This window comes from Nocardiopsis codii (assembly GCF_036327455.1).
In the GTDB taxonomy this organism is placed as follows: Bacteria; Actinomycetota; Actinomycetes; order Streptosporangiales; family Streptosporangiaceae; genus Nocardiopsis; species Nocardiopsis codii.
Window position 1 is genome coordinate 31,068 of record NZ_JAUZMY010000005.1, and the last position, 21,662, is coordinate 52,729.

Genomic DNA, 21,662 nt, shown 5'->3' on the forward strand with positions numbered 1-21,662 from the left:
GGTGGAGACTTTGGCGGCGTTTCCGCCTGCCGACGGGTCCGAACCTTCAAACACGGTGCACGGGCCCCGGGGCGGCGTGCGGGCGGTCCGCCGACACGAGGACGGGGAGGGGCCCGCCGGGTCCGGACCCGGGCGTCCCGTGGGTCGACGCCACGGTGTCCCCGCCTCCCCCGCGGAGGCCGTCCGCAGGAGTGCGCCCGCGGTCGGGAAGGGTCCCGGGAGCGTGACGGCGCACCCATAATTGGGCTCCGTGATCATAGACAAGGCGATCTACCACGCCGGTCAGCGGCAGGACATCGACGGCGACATCAGTGACGCCTTCGACGAGGCCCGCCGGGACAAGGACGGCTGCTTCGTGTGGATCGGGCTCCACGAGCCCACCCAGGAGGAGTTCGCCCTCATCGAGGAGGAACTCTCCCTCCACCCCCTGGCGGTCGAGGACGCCCTCACCGCCCACCAGCGCCCCAAGATCGAGCGCTACGACGACACCCTCTTCGTCGTGGTCAAAACGCTGACCTACCACGAGGCGACCTCCGACGTGGAGGTCGGCGAGGCCATGCTGTTCGTCGGCGCCGACTTCGTGGTCAGCGTCCGGCACGGCACGGGCAACCCGTTGGGGACCGTCCGCAGGCGCCTGGAGGCCGACCCCGACCTGCTGTCCGCGGGTCCCGCCGCGGTGCTGTACGGCGTGGTCGACGAGGCCGTCGACCACTACGGCACGGTGGTCCACCAGATCGAGTCCGACATCATCGAACTGGAGCGGGCGGTCTTCCGGCCGCGCGGAGGCGACGTCACCGAGGACATCCACCACCTCAAACGCGAGGTCCTGGAGTTCCGGAGCGCTGAGAGCCCGCTCATCCCGGTCCTGGAGGAGATCGCCAAGGGGCGGATCCGCCAGTTCGAGGACACCAAGGAGTACTTCCGCGACGTCCTGGACCACCTGTTGCGGGTGGACGACCAGGTCGACGACCACAACGAACTGCTCACCAGCGCCCTCACCGCCCACCTGGCCCTCCTGGGCAAGCAGCAGAACGAGGACGTCCGCAAGATCTCCTCCTGGGCGGCCGTCATCGCGATCCCCACCATGATCGCCGGGTTCTACGGCATGAACTTCGACCACATGCCCGAGCTCCACTGGCTCTTCGGCTACCCGATCGTCATGGGCGTGATGGTCGGAGCCTCGGCGCTGGCGTACCGCCAGCTCCGCAAGAACGGCTGGCTGTAGGCCTCCTCGGGCGGGGGCGCTCCCCCCGCCCGAGCAACGCCGTCGCGGACGTCCCGAGGGGCGCTGCCCGGCCCGGCTGACGCCCGTGACGGCGCGGTCCCCCGTGGGCCGCCCGGAGCGACCACCGGTGTGCCGTGTCCTCCACACCGCGACCGCGTTCACACCACCGCGCGGAAGTGCGTGGTCAGCCGGTGGTCCTCGTCAAGGACGTGGAAGGCCACACCGGGCGGCTGGTCGCGGTTGGCGACCGGCTCGCCCTCCCACGGCATGCGCAGCGTCCACGTCACGCCGGGTGCCAGCAGCAGGGGCCGGCCGGCGAAGGTCGTCGCCCCTCCGGTGTGCGCGTGCCCGACCAGGATCCCCGCCACCCGGGGGTGGGCCGCGAGGAGACCGGCGAGGTCGTCGGCGTTGTCGAGCCGCATCGAGTCGGGCAGCGGGTGGTGGACGCGCACCGGCGGGTGGTGCAGGGCCAGGAGTGCGGGGGTGTCTCCGGGCAGCCCGTTCAGCGTGTCGTTGATCCAGACCAGGGTGGCCGCGTCCAGGTGGCCGCCGTCCTCTCCGGGGATCGTGGAGTCGCAGGCCAGCACGGCCGCACCGGCCACGTGGTGAACCTGGTTGACGGGTTCTGTCGACGCCGGCTCCCCCAGCAGCACCTCGCGGTACGCCGCGCGGTCGTCGTGGTTTCCCGGGCAGTTCAGCACCGGGAAGGGCAGGTCCAGCAGCCCGGCCGCCTCCGCGTACTCCTCGTGCGCCCCGTGGTCGGCGGTGTCCCCGCTGACCAGGAGGGCGTCGGGCGCCTGGGAAAGTCCCCGCAGGTACTCGACAGTCCGGGTGGCGCGCTCGGTGGCGCGCTCGGACCCGTCCAGGTGCAGGTCACTGATGTGGGCGAGCAGAACCGTCATGGTCGTCCTCTCGCGGGCACGTTCCCGCCCCGCACTTCTAACGGATAAGTTAGCTTTAAGCGTTAGAACGTTAGCCCGTGGGCAAGACAACGGGCAAACGGGATGAGGACGGGGAAGCCATGCAACGCCACCTGGCGCTCGAACTGGCCAGTACGATCCGCCACGACGGTTCGGGCGGCGTCGCAGACGATCTGGACACCGTTCCCGACACGGCCCGGTGGCTGGCGTCGGTCGCCGACCTGCTGCCCGGGACGGGCGGGTTCGAGGCCGGGATCGGTGAGGACCTGCGGGACCAGGTCCTGGCGCTGCGCGGGGCGGTGAGGGCGCTGTTCGCCCGTGCCGTGCTCCCCGGGCCGCCCAGTCCGGCAGACTCCCACCGGCTCCTGCCCGCGGAGCAGGCCCTGGACCGGCTCAACGCGTCGGCCGCGCGCGAGCCCGTCGTGCCGCACCTGCGCTGGGACGAGGGGGACGTGCCCGTGGTCGAGCTCCGGTCCTGCGGGGGAGCCTCCGACACCCGGGTCGTGGCGGCGCTGGCCCGTGCCGCCATCGCCTTCCTCGACGGACCCGACCGGGAGCGGCTGCGGGCCTGCACCGCGCCGCGCTGCGTGCGCTACTTCGTGCAGGCCCACGGCCGCCAGCAGTGGTGCGGGACCGCGTGCGGCAACCGGGCTAGGGCCGCACGGCACTACGAGCGCCAGGTCCTGGCCCGTACCGGGCCTCAGGCGGTCCGGACCATCGTGGAGTCGTAGCCGCCGCCACCCGGGTAGGTCCACGGCCCGGTCACGGTGTTCCCGTCGGCGCTGAACGTGCCCGTGTAGCGGGCGGGCGAGCCCTTCTCCCCCGCCCAGATGGTGAGCGTGTCGCCGACCAGTTCGTAGACGTAGTCGAAGGTGTTGCCCACGCTGTCGTAGAAGCGCGACCGGACGTCCTCGCCGGGCCGTTCGGCGCCGAACGGCCTGTCCCGGCCGATCACCTCCAGGCCGACGACGTTCTGGCCGTCCTGGACGAGTGCGATGTCCTGGAGGAGGAAGTACCGTCCCTCCATCCAGCGGTAGGTGACGGTGCCCTCGGCCCCGCCGGTGACCTTCCAGGTGCCCGTGAGGCGGTCCAGGGCGGCCAGGGCGGGGTCGGGGGCGGTGGTGTTCTGTCCGTACGCGGTCATGTCGTGCCCTCTTCCGGGTCCGGTACGCGGCGGCGCCGCGTCGCTCTCACCCGTATGACCGGACCGCGCGGCGGAAGGAATCGGTCCGGGGCGTCGGGGGCCTCCCGGCCGCGTCGGCCACGGCGTCCTCCGGGAGTTCGCGCGGGCACGGGCCGCCGGGGCCGGTGGGTCGGGAGCAGCGCCGAAGGGACACGAGGGTTCCTGACCCGATGTTCCTCATCCCCGGAGCCGGTGTCGACGCTCTGCCTCGCCGAGCAGGGGATCACGGCGGAGGGGCGGGGCCGTGGTCCCCTCCGGTCGCCGCGCTACCGGCGGGTCGGCGGGAGGCCGAACGCGGGCAGGGTCTCGGGGCCGAACGTGGTGATCTCCGCGACGAGGCCGTCCTCGATCCGCAGCACGTCGATGTTGACGGCGGTGTACGACGCCTCCCCCGGCATGCGCACGTAGTTGGCGACGGCCGGCCGGCGGTTGGCGTCCACGGGTACCGGCATCCACTCCCCCCAGGCCCGCGCGCCGGACAGGACCGGTCGCCACAGGTCCAGGACGGCTTCGCGGCCCTCGTACACCAGCGAGGCGGGGGGCATCGTCTGGCGTGCGTCCTCGCGCAGCAGGGCGGCCAGACCGTCCAGGTCGGCGTTGCGGGACGCCTCGACGTAGCGCCTCAGGACGGTGCGCTCCTCCTCGCTGGGCGCCGTGACCGGCCCCCAGTCCGCCCTGCGCGGGGGCAGCGCCTCGCGCAGTGTCGCCCGGGCGCGCTGGAGGGCGCTCTTGACCGCGGGGACCGACACCTCCAGGACGTTCGCGGTCTCCTCGGCAGGCCGGCCGAGGACGTCGCGCAGGATGAGGACGGCCCGCTGGCGGGGCGGCAGGTGCTGGATGGCGGCGAGGAAGGCAAGTTCGACGGTCTCGCGGGCGATGGCCACCGCCTCCGGCTCCCCCTCGACAGGTGCGGCCAGGTCCAGGAGTTCGTCCGGGTACGGCTGGAGCCAGGGGACCTCGGAGAAGGGCGAGGCGCCCGTCCCCTCGGCCACGGGCCTGTCCCGGGTGCGGCGCCGTTCGAGGGCGTCCAGGCAGGTGTTGGTGGCGATCTTGTACAGCCACGCCCGGAACGTGGAGCGCCCCTCGAAGGAGGCGCGGCGGCGCCAGGCCTTGAGCAGCGTCTCCTGCACCATGTCCTCGGCCTCGGTGAAGGAGCCGAGCATGCGGTAGCAGTGCACGCGCAGCTCGTGCCGGTGGCGTTCGGCCAGTTCGGAGAAGGCGGTCTCGTCGTCCACCGCGCTGTTCCCGCTCACGTGCCCCGCCCCTCGCCCCGCGCCCCGAGGCCGCTCCCCGGCCGGCGCCCACCGATCCTAGGGGGCGGGTGCGACGGAGGAGCGCCGGCGGGCGCGGGCTGCGGGCAGCGCGCCCGCGCCCGTGTGCGGTCTGCTGCGAGGGCCGCGAACGCCGACGGCCCCGCGCGGGCTCAGGGCGCCCCGGGCGCCGTGGCCGCGTGCTGACAGGACTGCGAGCGCACGCCCGCGATCGCGATGTCCAGCAGTCGGTCCGCCTGGACGCCGTCGTCCCGGCCCTCCACGGCCAGTGAGATGGCGTTGACGAACGCGACCAGGTCCTCGGCGCGCACGTCCGGGCGTACCGCGTCCACCTGTTGGGCACGGTCCAGGAGTTCACCCGCCGTGGCGGTGAGGATCGCCCCGCAGCCCCCGTCCTCCAGCATGTCGGCGTCACGGCCGTCCCGCAGCAGCGAGGAGGCCAGCCCGCGGCTGGTCACCGCGTAGGCGGTGAGTTCTCGAAGCCAGGAGAAGAGCGCGGCGCCCGGTTCGCTCGTCCGGGCGTGCTCGCGGGCGCTCGCGCAGACCGCTTCGACACGGTCGCGGGAGACGACTTCGAGCAGGGACCGCCGTGAGGGGAAGTGCCGGTGCAGGGTCGCCGAGCCCACCCCGGCCCGGCGGGCGATCTCCTCCAGGGAGGCGGCGGCGCCGTGGGTCGCGAACGCCTCCTCGGCTGCGGCGACGATGCGTGCGTAGTTGCGCCGGGCGTCCGCGCGCAAGGGTCGTCGCGTTGCGCTGCCGACCACCGGGACCTCCTGCTGTTGCTGAACGGGGTGCCTCTCCGATTATAGTGGCGCATATAAGTGGGGGGCCACCCCATTTATTGAGACCAGAGATCCCGGAGAGACCGACCATGCGTGCAGTGCAGTACGACCGTTACGGCCCGCCCGAGGTGCTGTCCGTCCACGACGTGCCGACGCCCCAGCCGGAGCCGGGCGAGGTCCTCGTCGAGGTGCACGCCGCGAGCGTGAACGGGGCGGAGACCTCCTTCCGCGCGGGAAGGATGAGGGGGATCGCCCGCGGCGGGTTCCCCCGTCGCACCGGCGGCGACTTCTCGGGACGCGTGGCGTCGGTGGGCGCCGGTGTGAGCACGTGGCGGTCCGGAGACGCGGTGTGGGGCCTGATGCCGCACTTCGCCTTCGGAGCCATCGCCGACTACGTCGCCGTTCCCGAGCAGAAACTGGCCGGGGCGCCCGAGAACCTGAGCCCGGTGGAGGCCGCCTCCCTCCCCTCGTCGGGCACCACCGCCCTCACCGCGCTGACGGACAAGACGCACCTCGCCGCCGGTGAGCACCTCCTGGTGCGCGGTGCAGCCGGGGGCGTCGGCAGCCTCACCGTGCAGCTGGGCAAGGCGCTCGGGGCCGAGGTCACCGCCCTCGCCGGCGCCCGCAACCTCGACTGGGTCCGGGAACTCGGAGCCGACACCGCCCTGGACTACCGCACGACCCGGCCGGAGGACCTCGGCCGCTTCGATGTCATCGTCGACGTGGTCGGCACCGACCTGGGCGCCTACCAGGCACTGCTCACCCCGCGGGGTCGCATGGTCGCCCTCGCCTTCGACCCGGACCGCGTCGTCGGGTCCTTGCTCGGCACCGCGCTCAGGGCCGCCGTGCGGCCCCGCCAGGTCAAGATCTTCAGCAACGACCCCTCGGCGGAGCGCATCGCCGAGCTCACCCGGGCCGTCGAGACGGGAATGATCCGACCCGTGGTCGACACGGCCTTCCCGATGGCCGACATCGCGGAGGCGCACCGCAGGCTCGAGGCGGGCGGCGTCCGCGGAAAGTACGTCATCGACATGCGGCGTTCGTCGGCGGCCGACGCCCACCGAACCTAGGGCGTGTTCTGTGGATGCTTTCGGTTGACTCGGCGCTTGCGCCGATCGACGCGAGCGGCTTCCAGGTCATCTCTCGCAAGGCGAATAGCGCAGGTCAGCCCGGGTTTGGCTGTCCGAGCGCAGTCGGCTCAGCGAGAGGCAGCCTGGGGGACGCGAGCCCGGAATGATCCGCGGAACGCGGCCTAGGGGGCGGGTGCGACGGCGGAGCTCTGGCGCGCGCGGTAGCGGCGGGCGGCCCGTCCGCGCCAGAGCACGCCCTGGCGGGGTGCGAGGAGGTAGGCCAGGGCGAACGCCGCGGCCTGCGCGAGCACGATCGACCCGCCGGTGGACACGTTGAGGTGGAAGCTGGTGAACACCCCGGCCACGGCCGCCGCCACCGCGATCGACGCCGAGATGAGGAGCATGCGCTCGAACCGGTCCGTGAGCAGGTAGGCGGTGGCCCCGGGGATGATGACCATGGCCACGACCAGGATGATCCCGACCGCCTGCAGCGCCACGACGACGGTGACCGAGAGCAGCCCCAGCAGCAGGGTCTCCAGCAGACGCGGGTTGATGCCCAGGGCGTGCGCGTGGACGGGGTCGAAGGCGTACAGGGTCAGGTCGCGGTGCTTGTACCAGACCACGGCCAGGACCACGGCGGCCAGCACCAGCACCTGCCAGATGTCGGTGTCGGACACCCCGAGCACGTTGCCGAACAGGATGTGGCCGAGGTCGGTCTGGCTGGGCACCCTGGAGACGAGCACGAGGCCCAGCGCGAACATGGCGGTGAACACGACACCGATGACGGCGTCCTCCTTGACCCGGGAGGTGCGGTTGACCACCCCGATCAGGGCGACCGACCCCGCGCCGAACACCAGCGCGCCCACCGCGAAGGGCAGCCCGAACATGAAGGACAGCACCACCCCGGGCAGGACCGCGTGGGAGACGGCGTCGCCCATCAGCGACCATCCCACGAGGGTCATCCAGCAGGACAGGACGGCGCAGACCACCCCCGCGACGACGCTGACCAGGAGGGCGCGCTGGACGAACTCGAACTGCAGGGGCACGGTGAACCACTCGGTGACGCCGGTGATCAGCGCGTCCATACGGGTCCCTCCTCGTCGGAGTGGATGCCGAAGGCCTCCATCAGGACCTCCGGGCGCAGGACCTCGGCCGGGGTGCCGTGGGCGATGACGCGGCGCTGGAGCAGGACCGCCTCGTCGCACAGGGCGGGCACCTGGGCGAGGTCGTGGGTGGAGACGAGCAGGGTGTGCCCCTCCCCGCGCAGTGCGCGGAGGAGTTCGACGATGGTGGCCTCCGAGCGCTTGTCGACCCCGGCGAAGGGCTCGTCGAGGAGCAGCACGGAGGAGCCCTGCGCGATGGCGCGGGCGACGAAGGCGCGTTTGCGCTGGCCGCCGGAGAGGGCGCCGATCTGGCGGTCGGCCAGGTCGCTCAGGTGGGTGCGCTCCAGTGCGTGCTCGACGGCCTCCCGGTCGGCGGGCCGGGGTCGGCGGCGGCGCCCCATGTGTCCGTAGCGGCCCATCATCACCACGTCGCGCACGCGCACCGGAAAGGCCCAGTCGACCTGTTCGGACTGGGGCACGTAGCCGACCAGGCCGGCGCGGCGGGCGTCGGCGCTGGCCCTGCCGAGGAGGCGCACGCTGCCGTGGTCGGTGGGGACCAGTCCGAGGACGGTCTTGAACAGGGTGGACTTGCCCGAGCCGTTGGTGCCGAGCAGCCCGCAGACGCGGCCCGGGGCGACATGCAGGGAGACGTCGTCCAGGGCGAGGACGTCGCCGTAGCGCACGGTGGCTCCGGTGACCTCGATGGCGGCCGTCACGGTGCTCACCCCCTCAGTCCGGCGACGATCGTCTCGGCGTCGTGCCGGAGCAGGTCGAGGTAGGTGGGGACGGGGCCGTCGTCCTCGGACAGGGAGTCGACGTAGAGGGTGCCGCCCATCGCGGCTCCGGTCTCGCGCGCCACGGACCGCTGGGTGCCGTCGTTGACGGTGCTCTCGCAGAACACCGTGGGCACGCCGTTGTCGCGCACGAACCCGGTGACGGCGGCGATCTGCTGGGGGGTGCCCTCGGTCTCGGCGTTGACCGGCCACAGGTAGCGCTCGGTCAGTCCGGCGTCGCGGGCCAGGTAGGAGAAGGCGCCCTCGCAGGTGACGAGCGCGCGGGAGTCCTCGGGGACCTCGGCGAGCTCGGTGTCCAGGTAGTCGCCGACCTCGCCGATCTGCGCCTTGTAGGCCTCGGCGGCCTCGGCGTAGGCGTCCTCGCCCTCCGGGTCGAGGTCGGTGAGGGCGTCGCGGATGTTGTCGACGTAGACCAGGGCGTTGTCGGGTGACATCCAGGCGTGGGGGTTGGGTTCGCCCTCGTACTCCCCCGAGGAGATGGGGATGGTCTCGATGCCGTCGCTGAGCAGGGCGGTGGGGGCGTCCACCCGTTCGGTGAACTGCTGGAACCAGGCTTCCAGGCCGAGCCCGTTCTCCATGATGAGGTCGGCGTCCTGTCCTCGGACGAGGTCGTCGGGGGTGGGCTCGTAGCCGTGGATCTCGGCGCCGGGCCGGGTGAGGGAGGCGACCTCGACCCGGTCGCCCGCGACGTTCTCGACCATGTCGGCCAGGACGGTGAACGTGGTCAGGACCAGGGGCCGTGTGTCGTCACGGGTCTGTCCGGCCGTGGAGGAGCAGGCGGTGAGGGGCAGAACGAGGGCCAGAGCGGCGGCGGGAAGCACCACCGACCAGGATGTTGAAGGGGACCAACCTCTAGAGTTCGGCACACCTAACTTTTTATCACAACTGCGCCAAACTGGGCGACGGTGAGAGGCGGCGGTCGACGGTCGGCGGCGGGCGTGCGGACCCCGTGGGACTGGCGGGGCGGGGGCGCGGGCTCTCGTTCCGGCGTCCCCGGCCGCACCGCCCTGCTAGCCGAGGACCCTCTCTCCGTAGTTTTGCCATAACGGCAACGGAAGTTGTGGTTATGGCCTGAGGTCGCGCATGGTGGACGTGGAGGTGATCGCGGTGACCGATCAGTTGAAGGACCGCTATGACGTGGTCGTTGTGGGAGGTGGCGCCGCCGGTTTGAGCGGGGCGCTGATGCTGGCGCGGGCGCGCCGGTCGGTGGTGGTGGTCGACGCGGGAGCTCCGCGCAACGCTCCCGCCGAGGGGGTCCACGGGCTGCTGGCCCTGGACGGGACGGCGCCCGGCGAACTGCTGGAGCGCGGCCGGGCGGACGTGCGCCGCTACGGCGGCCAGGTGGTGTCCGGCCGGGTCGACGGGGTGACCCGCGACGGAGATCGGTTCACGGTGGCGCTCGCCGACGGCCGGACGGTGCGCGCGCGTCGGCTGCTGGTGACCACGGGGCTGGTCGACGAGCTCCCCGACATCGCGGGGGTGCGGGACCGGTGGGGGCGCGACGTGGTGCACTGCCCGTACTGCCACGGCTGGGAGATCCGCGACCGGGCCATCGGCGTGCTGGCCGTCGGGCCGATGTCGGTGCACCAGGCGCTGCTGTTCCGCCAGTGGAGCGAGGACGTCACGTTCTTCTCCCACACGGCGGAGCCGCTGACCGAGGAGCAGGTGGAGCAGTTCGCCGCCCGGGGCATCAGGGTCGTGGCCGGCGAGGTGGCGGCGCTGGAGGTCGCCGACGACCGCCTCACGGGAGTGCGGCTGGCCGACGGCACGGTCGTCGACCGTGACGCGGTGGCGGTCTCCTCGCGGATGGTGGCGCGCGCAGGCTTCCTCGCGGACCTCGGTCTGCGGGCGGTGGAGCACCCGTCGGGGGTCGGCGAACTCGTCCCCGCCGACGCCGCCGGGCGCACGAGCGTGCCAGGGGTGTGGGTCGCGGGCAACGTGACCGACCTGTCCGCCCAGGTGGGCGCTTCCGCCGCGGCGGGTGCGGGCGCGGGAGCCCAGATCAACATGGAGCTGATCACCGAGGAGACCGGCCGGGCGGTCGACGCCGCCAGGGACGCGTTCTCGGCCGCGTCCGAGGCACGTGTGAGCGCACTGGTGACGGGCGACCGCAACCATGGCCTGTGAACAACGCGAGGACAGCGCTGTGTCGCAGGAGTTCGACAAGGAGTACCGGGAGGAGCGCTGACGCGGCCACGGACACGGGGACTCCGGGGCGGCGGTCGCAGGCCCGGTGCGCGGCTGGTGGCGGAGGCCGGAGGCCTCGCGCCCGGCACGGCCCCGGACGCGGGCTGCGGAGAGGGGGCCGACGCCGGTTCGCCGAGCACTGCCGGCGGGTGACGGCCGGCGGTCCCCGCCCCTCCGAGCGGTCATGGACGGACCGAGGCTCCTCCCCGGGGCGGGCTGGGGTCCGACCGCCAAGGCCCGTCCCGTGCGGCCGATACCGTTTTTCGGCCACGGCAGTTCTCCCGCCTGGACCCGATACGCCCCCTCCTTCTGTGCGAAACTCCGCGCCGGGCGTTGGTGACGCGCGTCTTTCGGAAACGATCAGGCACGCGACGTGACCGGCCGCGCGGAGGAGAGGGCTCACCGCGAGCCCCCTCCTCCGCGCGGCGCGGGGCCCGGCCTCCACCGGAGCCGCGTCGCCTCCGCGTTCCGCCTCAGGGAGATCACACGATGACGACGGTCGCCTTCGACCACACCACCACCGACTACCGGGTGCCGCACGCCCTGTGCCTGGCGCACGCGTCCAAACTCGCCTACGCCGACCCGGACACGGCGCGGCGTCAGGCCGCCGAGTGGGGGTTCGACCGCTTCCGCTTCTTCGAGGCCGACTTCGCCCCGCCCTTCGCCCTGGACCACACCCAGGGCTACACCATGGCCAGCGACACCATGGTCGTCACGGCCTTCCGCGGAACCGAGCCCACCCAGATCATGGACTGGCTCTCCGACAGCAAGGCCCCCATGGTCAGGCACTCCTCCGCCCAGGGAAGGGTGCACTGGGGGTTCAGCACCGCCGTGGACGCCGTCCACCCGCAGATGAGCCGGGCCGTCGAGGAGTTCCGCACCGAAGGCCAGTCGCTGTGGTTCACCGGCCACAGCCTGGGCGGCGCGCTGGCCATGCTCGCCGCCGCGCGCGCGTACTTCGACACCCCGTCCCAGCTCGCCGACGGCGTGTACACCTTCGGGCAGCCGCGCACCTGTGACCGCGAACTGGCCGCGGCCTACGACGAGGCGCTCAGGGGGCGCACGTTCCGCTTCGTCAACAACAACGACATCGTCGCGCAGGTGCCCCCGGGGCCGCTGTACGCGCACGTGGCCGAGGAGCGCTACTTCGACGCCGACGGACGCCTGCGCTCCCAGGCGCCGGGGCTGCTGGGAGGGCTCTCGGACCGGGCCAGGGGCTACGCGCTGGACGCCGCCGCGTTCAAGCTCGACGCCGACGGGATCACCGACCACTTCATGGACGCCTACATCGCCTGCCTGGAGACGGCCGGCCGCTGACGGGGCCCGCCCCGCCGACCGGCCCCCCGGCGGCGGGGGGACCCGAGGCTTGCACCCCTGTCATTACAGTCATTGCAGTAACTACTGCAATGACTGTAATGTGAGGCCATGAGTGAACCCACCGAGGACGAACTCGCCTTCGTCGACGACGTCGCGGGGTTCTTCGCGCGCGAGGGTCTGCCCCTGATCTCCGGCCGTGTCATCGGCTGGCTGCTGATCAGCGACCCTCCCGAGCAGAGCGCCGCCCAGATCGCCGAGGCGCTCCAGGTCAGCCGCAGCTCCATCAGCACCGCCGCCCGGCTCCTCACCCCCAGCGGACTGGTCGAGGGGGTGCGCCGCCGCGGGGAGCGCCAGGAGTACCTGCGCATCGCGGCCGACGGCTGGAGCCGGATGCTGGAGCGCCGCTACGCCCAGGCCGCCGGGTTCCGCGAGGTCACCGAGCGGGGGCTGAGGGTTCTGGAGGACTCCTCCCCCCAGCGCCGCGAACGCCTGGCCAACGTCAACCGTCTCTACGGCTTCCTGGAGGCCGAACTCCCCGCCGTGCTCCGGCGCTGGCGGCACGAAGAGGAGGACCACGACCGATGAACCACCCCCCGACCCCCTTCGAGCGCACCGCCGTCGACCTCCCCGAAGGGCGGCTGAGCGTGGTGACCGCGGGCGACCACGGCAGTCCCGTCGTCCTGCTGAGCGGCGCCGGCCAGGACAACGCCCTGCTCAGCTGGCGCCACCTCCTCCCCGCCCTGGCCGCCGAACACCGCGTGTTCGCACCCGACTGGCCCAAGCAGGGGCACAGCAGACCGTGGAACGGCCTCGCCGACCACGACGCCCTGACGGCCGTCGTCACCCGCGTCCTGGACTACTTCGACCTGGACCGGGTGACCCTCGTGGGCATGTCCCAGGGCGGGGCCATGGCACTGTCCTACGCCATCGACCACCCCGAACGGGTGGAGCGGCTCGTCGCCATGGCCCCCGCCGGGATCATCGCCTTCCCTCCCGGGGTGCACCAGCTGCTGTGGCTGATCGCGCGGAGCAGGTTCCTCAACAGCACCCTGCCCGAGCGGATGTTCCGGACCCGCGAGAGCGTGGCGGGCTTCCTCCGGCGCGGCCTGTTCGCCGGGCCGGTCGAGGACTTCGACTCGATCGTCGAGGAGGTCCTGGAGGAGGCGCGCGTGAGCGGGACCGGCTCCTCCGACTGGCAGAACGCCTCCATCGGCCCCTGGCGGATGAGGGTGGACCTGCGTCCGCGCCTGGCGGAGATCTCCTGCCCGACCCTGTTCATCCAGGGTGACAAGGACGTCGGTGTCCGTCCCGGCAGAACCGTGGAGGCGGCCCGCAGGGTGCCCGGGGCCCGCCTGGAGATCCTGGAGGGCAACGGCCACTGGGTCAACAGGCAGTCGCCGGACCGGGTCAACGTCCTGGTCCGGGAGTTCCTGGCCGAACCTCCGGCCTGAGACCGGGCGGACCGCCCCGCGCGCTCCTCCGGACGGGGAGGCCGTGGCGGGCGCCGTCGGCCCCGCGCGGGCGGTCCCGCGCCTCCCCTCAGGAGCCCAGGTAGCGCAGCACCGCCAGCACCCGGCGGCTGTACCCGGCGGTGTGCCCCAGGTCCAGCTTGTCGAAGATCGCGTTCACGTGCTTCTCCACCGCGCTCAACGACACGAACAGGCGCTCGGCGATCAGCGCGTTGCTCAACCCCTGGGCCATGAGCTCCAGCACGGCGCGCTCACGCGGGGTCAGCCGCGCCAGCGGATCCGCGTGGGTGGTGCGGGCCAGCAGCTGGCGCACCACCTCGGGGTCGAACGCGGCCCCGCCCCCGCGCACCCGCTCCAGGGCGTCCAGGAACTCCCCCACCTCCGAGACACGGTCCTTGAGCAGGTAGCCGACCCCGCCCGGCGAACCGGCGAGCAGTTCGGCGGCGTAGCGCTGTTCCACGTACTGCGACAACACCAGCACCGCCACCGCCTCGTGCTCGGCCCGGATGCGCAGGGCGGCGCGCAACCCCTCGTCGGTGTGGGTCGGCGGCATCCGCACGTCCACCACGGCCGCGTCCGGCGTGTGCTTCGCGACCTCCTCCAGCAGGGCCTCGGCATCGCCCACGGCCGCCACCACCTGGTGGCCCTCCTCCTCCAGCAGCCGCACCAGGCCCTCCCGGAGGAGAACCGAGTCGTCAGCGATCACCAGGCGCATGGGGGCTCCGTATCCATTGCTCGTCGGGCAGGGGCAGGGTGGCGCGCACCGTGGTCGGCCCGCCCTCGGGACTGTGTACCGACAGTGTCCCGTCCAGCGCCTGCACCCGCCGCGCCAGACCGGTCAGTCCGCTCCCGGACGGGTCCGCGCCACCCCGGCCGTCGTCGAGGACCCGAAGGTCCAACACCCCGCCGTGGCCGTCCACGTGCACGATCACCTCACCGGCCCCGGCGTGCTTGACGGCGTTGGTGATGGACTCGCGCGCCACGAAGTACACGGCCGTGGCAAGCTCGCCCGGCGGCGGCGCGGGCAGGTCCGAGCGCACCGACACCGGGAGCGGGCTGCGCCTGGCCACCTCGGTCAGCGCCGCCTCCAGTCCCAAGGTGTCCAGGGCGGTCGGGTAGACCCGCCAGGCGACGTCGCGGAGCTCGTCCAACAGCACCCGGGACTCGGTGTGCGCCTCGCGGACCAGCCGCGCCGTCCGTTCGGGATCGGCGCCGCGCTGGGCCCGGCCCAGCAGCATCGCCAGCGCCACGACCCGCTGCTGCACCCCGTCGTGCAGGTCGCGTTCGATGCGGCGGCGCTCCTCGTCCACGGCGCGGACGATCCCGGACCTGGTCTGGGTGAGCTCGTCGATCCGGCGGTTCAGCAGGTCCTCGCGGCTGGGTCCCAGGAGGCGGCGGGCCAGGGCACGGTCGGCGGTGGCGGACAGGGCCGCCACGAGCCACGCCGCGGCGAGGACGACCAGCCCCATGGTCAGCCCCAGGTTGACGCTGGAGACGAACAGCCGGGCGCCGGGCAGGACGACGGCGACACTGCTGCCTGTGCCCGTGGCGGCCTCCAGTGCCGCACCGCCCAGGAACACCGCCACCAGCAACGCCGTCGACGGTGCCAGGTAGCCGCACACCAGGGCCAGCGGCAGCCGTAGGAGCAGGTAGGCGACGCGGGCCGAGACTCCCGACCGGGGTTCGACCGCGCACCCCGTCCACCGCTCCAGGCGGGCCAGGTCCAGATCGCACAGGCGTACCGCCCAGCGGGCGACGGCAGCCCGCGCCCGCCCGCGGGCGGAGGGCAGGATCAGGGCCGCCCCCAGGAGCAGAACGGCCGCCGCGCCCCACACGAGGGTGAGGGCGGCGGTGAACAGCCCCAGGACCGCCCCGACGAACTCCCCCGCCGCCCGCCTGAGCGGTACGGTCCCCGCCCGGGCACGCGGGCCGCCCGCCTCCCGTGCTCCGTCCGACTCGACCATCCGCGCTCCTCGCCCCCGTTCGCCCGGCCTCACGCGTCCCGGCGCGTGAGCACCAGCGCCCCCGCCACCAGGGACGCGGCCGTCCAGCACAGGAGTACCATCCCCCCGGCCCCGGGCGAGAGGGCGTCCCCGGTCCGTCCCACCACGAACACGCTGTCCAGGAAGGACACGCCTGCGAGGAGCGGCAGCCGGTCGGCGAGGTGGGCTCCCGCTCCGCCGCCCAGCAGCAGGAGCAGGACCGGCAGGCCGAAGAGCAGGGCGAACACCGCGGTCAGGGTTCCCGCCGTCGAACGCAGCGCGGCGCCCGCCCCCAGGGTGAGCGCCGCGACCAGCGCCAGGTACACCGACATGCGCACCACGTCCGCGGCCGCCTGCGCCGGGCGCAGGGTTCCGTAGCCCTCGATCAGCGGGTGCAGCATCACGAGGTGGGCGGCCAGGGTGCCGACGGCGCCCATGACCAGTCCGGACACGAAGACGAACGCGGTCAGGGTGACCGTCTTCGCCGCCAGGAGGCGCACCCGCGCGGGGACCGCCTGGAGGGTGGGATGGATGGAGCGTGAGGAGTACTCGGCGGTCATCACCGGCAGGGCGAGGGCGATCACGGCGAACTGTGCCCCCCACACCGCCGCGTAGACCGCCATCTCCGAGGCGGGCACGTCGGCGGAGGCGATGAGGTCACGCTGCATGTTGCCGATGGTGGCCACCGCCGTGAGGGGGGCGACCGCGGCCGTCAGGGCCAGGGCGAGGGCCGTCCCCCACCAGGTGGACCTCACCGAGCGGAGCTTGACCCACTCGGCGGAGGCGGTGGCGGCCAGGTCGGACAGGACGCGTGCGGGGCCGGCGGTCCGGGCGGCCGGCGGCGGCGCGGCCCCGGTCCGGGCGGCGGTCGTGTTCGTGGAGGTCGTCACCGTCGGCTCCCAGTCGGCGTCGCGTACTGCACACTGTCGGCGGTCAGTTCCCGGTAGGCCTGTTCCAGGGAGGCCTCGCGGGGGCTCAGCTCGTGCAGCGCCACCCCCGCCCGGTGGGCCAGCTCCCCGACCCTTTCGATGGGCACGCCGGTGACGACCAGTTCGCCCGCGTCGGGGCGCTCGACCCCGGCCCCCTCCGACTCCAGGGCGGTGACCAGGTCCTCGGGGTGGGGGGCGCGCACCAGCACGGCGCTCCACGCACTGTTGCCGAGCACCTCGGCCAGGGGCGCGTCGGTGATGAGCCGCCCCCGTCCGATGACCACCAGGTGGTCGGCGGTCAGCTGCATCTCGCTCATCAGGTGGCTGGAGACGAACACGGTGCGCCCCTCGTCGGCCAGCGAGCGCATGAGGCCGCGCACCCAGCGCACCCCGTCCGGGTCCAGGCCGTTGACCGGTTCGTCGAGGACGAGCAGGTGCGGGTCGCCCAGCAGCGCGGCGGCGATGCCCAGCCGCTGGCCCATGCCCAGCGAGAAGGCGCCCGCGCGTCTGCGCGCCGCCTCGGTGAGCCCCACGGCGTCCAGGACCTCGTCCACCCGGCGGTCGGGGATGCGGTGCGTGCGGGCCAGGGACAGCAGGTGGGAGCGGGCGCTGCGCCCCGGGTGCACGGCGCGGGCGTCCAGGAGGGCGCCCACGCGGTGCAGGGGCCGGTCCAGTTCCCGGTAGGGGCGCCCGTCGACCAGGGCCTCCCCGGACGTGGGCCGGTCCAGGCCGAGGACCATCCGCATGGTCGTGGTCTTGCCCGCGCCGTTGGGGCCGAGGAACCCGGTGACCATGCCGGGCCGGACCTCCAGGTCCAGGGAGTCCACGGCGAGGGTGTCCCCGTAGCGTTTGGTCAGTCCCCGCAAGGTGATCATGGTCGTCCTGTCGTGTCGGCTGTCGGCTTTCGGCGGCAGGACAACGGTAGGAACCGGGGGCCTCCCCGGGCCATGGGGTGCGCCGTCGGCCGGGAGGGGGCGCGCACCCCCGCCGGGGGTGCGGTTTTCCGCAGGGCCGGCGGGGCCGGCGGGGAGTCGGGGCGCGGAGGAGCTGCTCCGCGCCGGCGGACCCGGGCCCGCCTCGCGCGGCGGCTGCGCGTCGGACTCCCCCGCGAACCCCGGCCCTTCGACGGATAGCCTGGCCCCATGTCCGAGCCGCCTCCCTTCAGCCCCACCGTCACGCTGCTCACCGTGGGCCGTGTGTGGGAGGCCGCGTTCAACGCGGCCTTGAAACCCCTCGGGTTGACCACCCGCAAGTACGGGCTGCTGGGGCACGTCCGCGGCACCCCGGGCATCTCGTTCAGCGAGCTCGCCCGACGCTCCCGCATCACCGTGCAGAGCGCGCACACCGCCGTGGCGGCGTTCGTCGCGGCGGGGCTCGTCGACGACGGGACCGCGCACGCGGGGGCCGCGTCGAGCCTGCGGGTCACGGCCGAGGGCGAGTCGCTGCTGGCGCGGGCCGCCGAGGTGGTGGCCCGCCTCGACGCGGAGTTCGCCGAGCAGCACCCCGAGCTGACCGAGGCGTTGCGTATCCACTTGACCCGGGTGGTGTCGGGCGCCGACTGACCTTCAGTTAGCCTGAAGGTTATGGAAGCCCTACTGCTGTCCGTCCATGTCGTGGCGGGCATCCTCTTCGTCGGCCCCGTCGCCGTGAGCACCAGCCTCTTTCCCCGGTACGCGCCGGTGACCGCCGCGCCCGCAGGCCCACCGCGGGTCGAGCGGAGCCTCGACACCGCACGCCTGCTGCACCGCATCACCCGCGTCTACGGCGCCCTGGCGATCGTGGTCCCGGTCGTCGGCCTCGTGCTCGCCCTCGTCCAAGACCGCACCACCGAGGTCTGGGTCGTCGTCGCCATGGTGCTCACCGCCGTCGCCGGCGCGCTGCTCGCCCTGCAGATCACGCCGCGACAGCGGGAGGCGCTCGACACCCCCGACGACGGGGCCCAGCTGCGGCGCCTCGCCATGGTGGTCGGCGTCTTCAACCTGCTGTGGGCGGCCGTCGTCGTGCTCATGATCGTGCGCCCCGGATCGAGCTACTCATGAACGCACTGCTGCGCACACTGTCCGTGCTCTCGACCCTCGAACTCGTCAGTGTCCTCGGGCTGCTGGTCAACCTCGCCACCGTGCACGACGCCACTCTCACGAGCCTCCTCGGCCCGACCCACGGCGCGCTCTACCTGGCCGTCGCCGTCACGGCACTTCTGGGCCGCGGCCTGACGGCGCGGACCCGCATCGGCGCGCTCCTGCCGCTTCTGAGCGGCCCCCTCACCATGGTCAACGTGCGACGGGAGGCGCGGAGCGCATGAGCCTGCGGCACTACCTGCGCCGGCCACCGGCCGTCGGCGCAGCCGAGGCGGTCCGCCTCGTCGCGGAGGGCGCGCTCGTCGTGGACGTGCGACGCGATTTCGAGTGGAACCGGGTGCGCATCCCCGGCGCCGTGCACGTGCCGCTGGAGGTCCTGCCCGAACGTTGCCCGGAGCTCCCCGAGGACCGTCTGCTCATCACCTTCTGCACCGGCGGCATCCGGTCCGCGGGGGCGGCGAACCTGCTGGTCGAGTACGGCTTCGAGGCGGTCAACATGAGCCGCGGCCTCGTGGACTGGCGCGCCGCCGGCGGACCGCTCACCACCGGGTGACCGGTCGGCGCCGCGTGGACGAGGGAGCCCCCGCGCCCGGTGCGTGGCTCCCGCCCCGCCCAGGACGCCCCGGGCGCACCCGCGAAGGTTCTGCTAACGTCGGCCCCATGAAGCGCGCTGCCATGACGACGACGCCGGAGAGTGTCCCGGCGCGCTGACATCTGTCTTGTTCGAAGCCCCGGGGCGAGTGCCCCGGGGCTTCGTCGTACGGTCACTCGCTCCACCCACGCGAGGAGACCGCCATGTACGACCACCGCAGGCTCGGCCGTGAGCTGGAGCTGTTCGGCACCGACCCGCTGATCGGCGCGGGCCTTCCCTACTGGCTCCCGGACGGCGCCGCCGTCCGGCACTCACTGGAGGAGTACGTCCGCACCGTCGAGAGGCGAGCGGGCTACCAGCACGTCTACTCCCCCGTCCTGGGCAAACGGGAGCTGTACGAGATCTCCGGACACTGGTCCCACTACCGCGGGGACATGTTCCCGCCCATGGCCCCGGAGGCGGGGGACGCCGGTCGGGACGGCTCCGAGCAGGTCGTCCTGCGGCCGAGCCTGTGCCCCCACCACGCGGTGATCTTCAGGTCCCGCTCCCGCAGCCACAGGGAACTCCCCCTGCGCATGGCCGAACTGGGCGGCATGTACAGGTCCGAGCCGTCGGGCGTGCTCGGCGGACTCACCCGTGTCCGCGCCATCCAGCTCAACGACGCGCACGTCTTCTGCACCCCGGACCAGGTCGCCGAGGAGGTCGGCGCGGCGCTGGAGCTGATCGTCCGGGCCTACCGTGCGCTGGGGATCGTCCCGGCCCGGTACCGGCTGTCCCTGCCCGGCCCGGGTGGCAAGTACGTCGGCTCCCCTGACCTGTGGCGGCGCTCCACCGCCCTGCTCACCGACGTCCTGGACGGCTCGGGGCTGGCCTACGAGGCGGCCGAGGGGGAGGCCGCGTTCTACGGGCCCAAGATCGACGTCCAGGTCGCCGACGCGGCGGGGCGCGAATCCACCCTGTCCACCGTTCAGGTCGACTTCCACCAGCCCGAGCGGTTCGACCTGCGCTACGTGGGCGCGGACGGCGCCGGGCACCGGCCGGTCATGGTCCACCGCAGCATCGTCGGCAGCGTGGAGCGGGCGGTGGCCCACCTGATCGAACAGCACGGAGGGGCGTTCCCCGCCTGGCTCGCCCCCACCCAGATGGAGGTCCTTCCTGTCAGCGGCGACCAGGTGCCCGCCGCGGAGGAGTTCGCCCGCAGGTGCGGGGAACCGGACCTGCGCGTCCGGGTGAGCGGCCCGGAGAGGGGCAGCCTGGGGGCGCGGATCCGCGCCGCCCGGCTGGTGCCCTACCAGGCGGTCATCGGGGCGAAGGAGGCCGTCGACGGCAAGGTGGCCCTGCGCCTGCGCGACGGCCGCCGCCTCGACCCGCTCCCGGCAGGAGAGGTCCTGGAGCGGATCCGGGCGCTGGTGGGCGCCCACAGCACCGACCTGTGGGACGGGACCGCCTGACCGCACCCGCCGCCGCACGGCCTCAGGGCCCCCGACGGGGCCCGGAGGCCGGAATACCCCGGTGGCGTGCCCCGATGCCTCCCATCGCCCGGCCCGGGCCGCCGGCGGTGGGAGGCGCACGGGACCGGCAGGGGCGCCCGGGGCGACCGTTCGGTCCCCGGCGGGGCCCCGGCGCGGGTAACCTCGACCCGATTCCCCGTACGTTGCAGGAGGCACGTGGTGTCCCACACCTGGACCGCGATCGACTTCGAGACCGCCAACCACGACCGCGGCAGCGCGTGCGCGGTCGGCCTGGTGCGCGTCCGTGACGGCGCGGTCGCGGACCGGTTCACCACCCTGATCCGGCCGCCCCGGCAGGTGGACTTCTTCTCCCGGCACAACATCGCCGTCCACGGCATCACCCCCGCCGACGTCGCCGACGCCCCCGCCTGGCCCGAGGTGCACGCCCGCATCGTGGAGTTCGCCGACGGGGACCCGCTGGTCGCGCACAACGCGGCCTTCGACGTCGGCGTGCTGCGCCAGGCCTGCGAGCACACCGGACTGGCCCGACCGGCGTGGCAGTACGCGTGCACCCTGGCACTGTCCCGGCGCACCTGGGCGGACCTGCCCGACCACAAGCTGCCCACGGTGTGCGCCCACATCGGCCACCTGGTGACACACCACCACCGGGCCGACGCCGACGCCGAGGCCGCCGCGAGCATCATGATCGCCGCCATGACCCGTTACGGCACGTCCTCCCTCACCGACCTCGCCCGTGCCGCCGGCCTGAACCTGCGCCGGATGGAGGCGGCTCGTGCGCTCCCGGTCCAGGAGGCGCTGCCCGTGGCGCAAGGGGCCGCCGCCCCGGCCGTCTCCGAGCGGGCCGCGGTCGGCCCGTCCGCCCCGGCCCGCACCATGACGGCTCCCGCCCCCGCGTCGGGGGAGGACCGTTTCAGCAGGTGGCAGCGGGTCGCTCAGACCCCGCTCCCCGATCCCTCCCCCGACGCCGACCCGGCCGGACCCCTGTACGGACGTACCGTGTGCGTCTCCGGCGACCTGGCCTCCATGGACAAACCCGAGGTGTGGCGGCGCGTGGCCGAGGCGGGCGGGCATCCGGCCAAGAACGTCACCAAGAAGACCGACGTTCTCGTGCTCGGCGGCCACGACGGCGCCGGCAAGACCTCCAAGCACCGCCAGGCCGAGACGTACCGCGAGCGCGGCCAGCGCATCGATCTCGTCACCGAGGCCGAACTCCTGGCCCTGCTGGGGATGACCACCACCGGCCCCTGACCGGGGACGTGGCCCGTCGTGGGACCCGTGGAAACGCCGG

Annotated in this window: 24 protein-coding genes; 13 read left to right on the forward strand and 11 right to left on the reverse strand. The window is 73.3% G+C overall.

What is annotated here, in order from left to right; all coding sequences use genetic code 11:
* Positions 1-250: 250 nt before the first annotated feature.
* Positions 251-1,225 carry a magnesium/cobalt transporter CorA gene (corA, locus tag Q8791_RS06690; RefSeq protein WP_330090709.1) on the forward strand — a complete coding sequence of 325 codons (975 nt, stop codon included), beginning with the start codon at positions 251-253 and terminating at the stop codon, positions 1,223-1,225.
* A 158-nt stretch (positions 1,226-1,383) separates the two neighbouring features.
* Here corA and Q8791_RS06695 read toward each other — a convergent pair whose 3' ends face one another.
* Entirely contained in the window at positions 1,384-2,127 is a 744-nt protein-coding gene (locus Q8791_RS06695) for a metallophosphoesterase (RefSeq protein ID WP_330090710.1), read from the reverse strand.
* 119 nt (positions 2,128-2,246) lie between these two features.
* Here Q8791_RS06695 and Q8791_RS06700 point away from each other — a divergent pair, with 119 nt between their 5' ends.
* Positions 2,247-2,876, forward strand: coding sequence for a CGNR zinc finger domain-containing protein (locus Q8791_RS06700; RefSeq protein ID WP_330090711.1), 630 nt, complete (start codon positions 2,247-2,249; stop codon positions 2,874-2,876).
* On the opposite strand, the gene Q8791_RS06705 is transcribed toward Q8791_RS06700, so the two are convergent.
* From Q8791_RS06705 to Q8791_RS06715, 3 genes are all read right to left on the reverse strand, one after another.
* Positions 2,846-3,289, reverse strand: coding sequence for a hypothetical protein (locus tag Q8791_RS06705; RefSeq protein WP_330090712.1), 444 nt, complete (start codon positions 3,287-3,289; stop codon positions 2,846-2,848). The two genes, Q8791_RS06700 and Q8791_RS06705, sit on opposite strands and share 31 nt — an antisense overlap.
* Positions 3,290-3,594: 305 nt before the next feature.
* Entirely contained in the window at positions 3,595-4,581 is a 987-nt protein-coding gene (locus tag Q8791_RS06710; protein WP_330090713.1) for an RNA polymerase subunit sigma-70, read from the reverse strand.
* Positions 4,582-4,751: 170 nt separating this feature from the next.
* Positions 4,752-5,363, reverse strand: a complete 612-nt coding sequence (locus Q8791_RS06715; RefSeq protein WP_330090714.1) for a TetR/AcrR family transcriptional regulator — start codon at positions 5,361-5,363, stop codon at positions 4,752-4,754.
* 107 nt (positions 5,364-5,470) lie between these two features.
* On the opposite strand from Q8791_RS06715, the gene Q8791_RS06720 reads away from it, so the two are divergent.
* Complete coding sequence (locus tag Q8791_RS06720; protein ID WP_330090715.1) at positions 5,471-6,451, forward strand: NAD(P)-dependent alcohol dehydrogenase; 981 nt, start codon at positions 5,471-5,473, stop codon at positions 6,449-6,451.
* Positions 6,452-6,633: 182 nt separating this feature from the next.
* Here Q8791_RS06720 and Q8791_RS06725 read toward each other — a convergent pair whose 3' ends face one another.
* From Q8791_RS06725 to Q8791_RS06735, 3 genes are read right to left on the reverse strand one after another with little or no spacing between them, the layout of a single operon-like run.
* On the reverse strand, positions 6,634-7,536 hold the full coding sequence (locus Q8791_RS06725) for a metal ABC transporter permease (RefSeq protein WP_330090716.1): 903 nt from the start codon (positions 7,534-7,536) through the stop codon (positions 6,634-6,636).
* Positions 7,524-8,270 (reverse strand): metal ABC transporter ATP-binding protein, encoded by a 747-nt coding sequence (locus tag Q8791_RS06730; RefSeq protein ID WP_330090925.1) that lies wholly within the window; start codon positions 8,268-8,270, stop codon positions 7,524-7,526. Before Q8791_RS06730 ends, Q8791_RS06725 begins: the two co-directional genes overlap by 13 nt.
* Before the next feature lie 5 nt (positions 8,271-8,275).
* A complete protein-coding gene (locus tag Q8791_RS06735) occupies positions 8,276-9,214 on the reverse strand; it encodes a metal ABC transporter substrate-binding protein (RefSeq protein ID WP_330090717.1) in 939 nt (312 codons plus the stop codon).
* Between the two features lie 217 nt (positions 9,215-9,431).
* Between Q8791_RS06735 and Q8791_RS06740 the strand changes: the two genes are divergently transcribed.
* The 4 genes from Q8791_RS06740 to Q8791_RS06755 all read left to right on the forward strand — a co-directional run bounded on the left by Q8791_RS06740 (position 9,432) and on the right by Q8791_RS06755 (position 13,303).
* Entirely contained in the window at positions 9,432-10,475 is a 1,044-nt protein-coding gene (locus Q8791_RS06740; RefSeq protein ID WP_330090718.1) for an NAD(P)/FAD-dependent oxidoreductase, read from the forward strand.
* A 549-nt stretch (positions 10,476-11,024) separates the two neighbouring features.
* Positions 11,025-11,852, forward strand: coding sequence for a lipase family protein (locus Q8791_RS06745; RefSeq protein ID WP_330090719.1), 828 nt, complete (start codon positions 11,025-11,027; stop codon positions 11,850-11,852).
* Between the two features lie 108 nt (positions 11,853-11,960).
* A complete protein-coding gene (locus Q8791_RS06750; protein ID WP_330090720.1) occupies positions 11,961-12,437 on the forward strand; it encodes a GbsR/MarR family transcriptional regulator in 477 nt (158 codons plus the stop codon).
* Complete coding sequence (locus tag Q8791_RS06755; RefSeq protein ID WP_330090721.1) at positions 12,434-13,303, forward strand: alpha/beta fold hydrolase; 870 nt, start codon at positions 12,434-12,436, stop codon at positions 13,301-13,303. The genes Q8791_RS06750 and Q8791_RS06755 overlap by 4 nt, the downstream gene beginning before the upstream one ends.
* Positions 13,304-13,391: 88 nt before the next feature.
* Here the strand turns inward: Q8791_RS06755 and Q8791_RS06760 are convergent, their stop codons facing one another.
* Genes Q8791_RS06760 through Q8791_RS06775 form a run of 4 tightly spaced genes read right to left on the reverse strand, consistent with a single transcriptional unit; the run spans position 13,392 to position 17,107 of the window.
* Positions 13,392-14,036 (reverse strand): response regulator transcription factor, encoded by a 645-nt coding sequence (locus Q8791_RS06760; protein WP_330090722.1) that lies wholly within the window; start codon positions 14,034-14,036, stop codon positions 13,392-13,394.
* On the reverse strand, positions 14,017-15,285 hold the full coding sequence (locus Q8791_RS06765) for a sensor histidine kinase (RefSeq protein WP_330090723.1): 1,269 nt from the start codon (positions 15,283-15,285) through the stop codon (positions 14,017-14,019). The genes Q8791_RS06760 and Q8791_RS06765 overlap by 20 nt, the downstream gene beginning before the upstream one ends.
* 29 nt (positions 15,286-15,314) lie before the next feature.
* Positions 15,315-16,193: an ABC transporter permease gene (locus Q8791_RS06770; RefSeq protein ID WP_330090724.1), complete on the reverse strand. Its 879-nt coding sequence runs from the start codon at positions 16,191-16,193 to the stop codon at positions 15,315-15,317.
* Positions 16,190-17,107: an ABC transporter ATP-binding protein gene (locus Q8791_RS06775; RefSeq protein ID WP_330090725.1), complete on the reverse strand. Its 918-nt coding sequence runs from the start codon at positions 17,105-17,107 to the stop codon at positions 16,190-16,192. Before Q8791_RS06775 ends, Q8791_RS06770 begins: the two co-directional genes overlap by 4 nt.
* A gap of 267 nt (positions 17,108-17,374) precedes the next feature.
* Here Q8791_RS06775 and Q8791_RS06780 point away from each other — a divergent pair, with 267 nt between their 5' ends.
* The 6 genes from Q8791_RS06780 to Q8791_RS06805 all read left to right on the forward strand — a co-directional run bounded on the left by Q8791_RS06780 (position 17,375) and on the right by Q8791_RS06805 (position 21,622).
* Positions 17,375-17,794 carry a MarR family winged helix-turn-helix transcriptional regulator gene (locus tag Q8791_RS06780; RefSeq protein WP_330090726.1) on the forward strand — a complete coding sequence of 140 codons (420 nt, stop codon included), beginning with the start codon at positions 17,375-17,377 and terminating at the stop codon, positions 17,792-17,794.
* Positions 17,795-17,815: 21 nt separating this feature from the next.
* The gene (locus tag Q8791_RS06785) at positions 17,816-18,271 is read left to right on the forward strand and encodes a hypothetical protein (RefSeq protein WP_330090727.1); all 456 of its coding nucleotides are present in this window, start codon (positions 17,816-17,818) and stop codon (positions 18,269-18,271) included.
* The gene (locus Q8791_RS06790) at positions 18,268-18,534 is read left to right on the forward strand and encodes a hypothetical protein (RefSeq protein ID WP_330090728.1); all 267 of its coding nucleotides are present in this window, start codon (positions 18,268-18,270) and stop codon (positions 18,532-18,534) included. The genes Q8791_RS06785 and Q8791_RS06790 overlap by 4 nt, the downstream gene beginning before the upstream one ends.
* Positions 18,531-18,863, forward strand: coding sequence for a rhodanese-like domain-containing protein (locus tag Q8791_RS06795; RefSeq protein WP_330090729.1), 333 nt, complete (start codon positions 18,531-18,533; stop codon positions 18,861-18,863). The genes Q8791_RS06790 and Q8791_RS06795 overlap by 4 nt, the downstream gene beginning before the upstream one ends.
* Positions 18,864-19,024: 161 nt before the next feature.
* Complete coding sequence (gene thrS, locus Q8791_RS06800) at positions 19,025-20,353, forward strand: threonine--tRNA ligase (protein ID WP_330090926.1); 1,329 nt, start codon at positions 19,025-19,027, stop codon at positions 20,351-20,353.
* Positions 20,354-20,572: 219 nt separating this feature from the next.
* The gene (locus Q8791_RS06805) at positions 20,573-21,622 is read left to right on the forward strand and encodes an exonuclease domain-containing protein (RefSeq protein WP_330090730.1); all 1,050 of its coding nucleotides are present in this window, start codon (positions 20,573-20,575) and stop codon (positions 21,620-21,622) included.
* The last annotated feature ends 40 nt before the right edge of the window (positions 21,623-21,662 follow it).

Coding starts and splice junctions, on each gene's coding strand:
- Q8791_RS06695 (WP_330090710.1), bottom strand. CDS start 2,127: ATGACGGTTCTGCTCGCCCACATCAGTGACCTGCACCTGGACGGGTCC.
- Q8791_RS06700 (WP_330090711.1), top strand. CDS start 2,247: ATGCAACGCCACCTGGCGCTCGAACTGGCCAGTACGATCCGCCACGAC.
- Q8791_RS06705 (WP_330090712.1), bottom strand. CDS start 3,289: ATGACCGCGTACGGACAGAACACCACCGCCCCCGACCCCGCCCTGGCC.
- Q8791_RS06720 (WP_330090715.1), top strand. CDS start 5,471: ATGCGTGCAGTGCAGTACGACCGTTACGGCCCGCCCGAGGTGCTGTCC.
- Q8791_RS06725 (WP_330090716.1), bottom strand. CDS start 7,536: ATGGACGCGCTGATCACCGGCGTCACCGAGTGGTTCACCGTGCCCCTG.
- Q8791_RS06740 (WP_330090718.1), top strand. CDS start 9,432: ATGGTGGACGTGGAGGTGATCGCGGTGACCGATCAGTTGAAGGACCGC.
- Q8791_RS06745 (WP_330090719.1), top strand. CDS start 11,025: ATGACGACGGTCGCCTTCGACCACACCACCACCGACTACCGGGTGCCG.
- Q8791_RS06750 (WP_330090720.1), top strand. CDS start 11,961: ATGAGTGAACCCACCGAGGACGAACTCGCCTTCGTCGACGACGTCGCG.
- Q8791_RS06755 (WP_330090721.1), top strand. CDS start 12,434: ATGAACCACCCCCCGACCCCCTTCGAGCGCACCGCCGTCGACCTCCCC.
- Q8791_RS06760 (WP_330090722.1), bottom strand. CDS start 14,036: ATGCGCCTGGTGATCGCTGACGACTCGGTTCTCCTCCGGGAGGGCCTG.
- Q8791_RS06765 (WP_330090723.1), bottom strand. CDS start 15,285: ATGGTCGAGTCGGACGGAGCACGGGAGGCGGGCGGCCCGCGTGCCCGG.
- Q8791_RS06775 (WP_330090725.1), bottom strand. CDS start 17,107: ATGATCACCTTGCGGGGACTGACCAAACGCTACGGGGACACCCTCGCC.
- Q8791_RS06780 (WP_330090726.1), top strand. CDS start 17,375: ATGTCCGAGCCGCCTCCCTTCAGCCCCACCGTCACGCTGCTCACCGTG.
- Q8791_RS06785 (WP_330090727.1), top strand. CDS start 17,816: ATGGAAGCCCTACTGCTGTCCGTCCATGTCGTGGCGGGCATCCTCTTC.
- Q8791_RS06790 (WP_330090728.1), top strand. CDS start 18,268: ATGAACGCACTGCTGCGCACACTGTCCGTGCTCTCGACCCTCGAACTC.
- Q8791_RS06795 (WP_330090729.1), top strand. CDS start 18,531: ATGAGCCTGCGGCACTACCTGCGCCGGCCACCGGCCGTCGGCGCAGCC.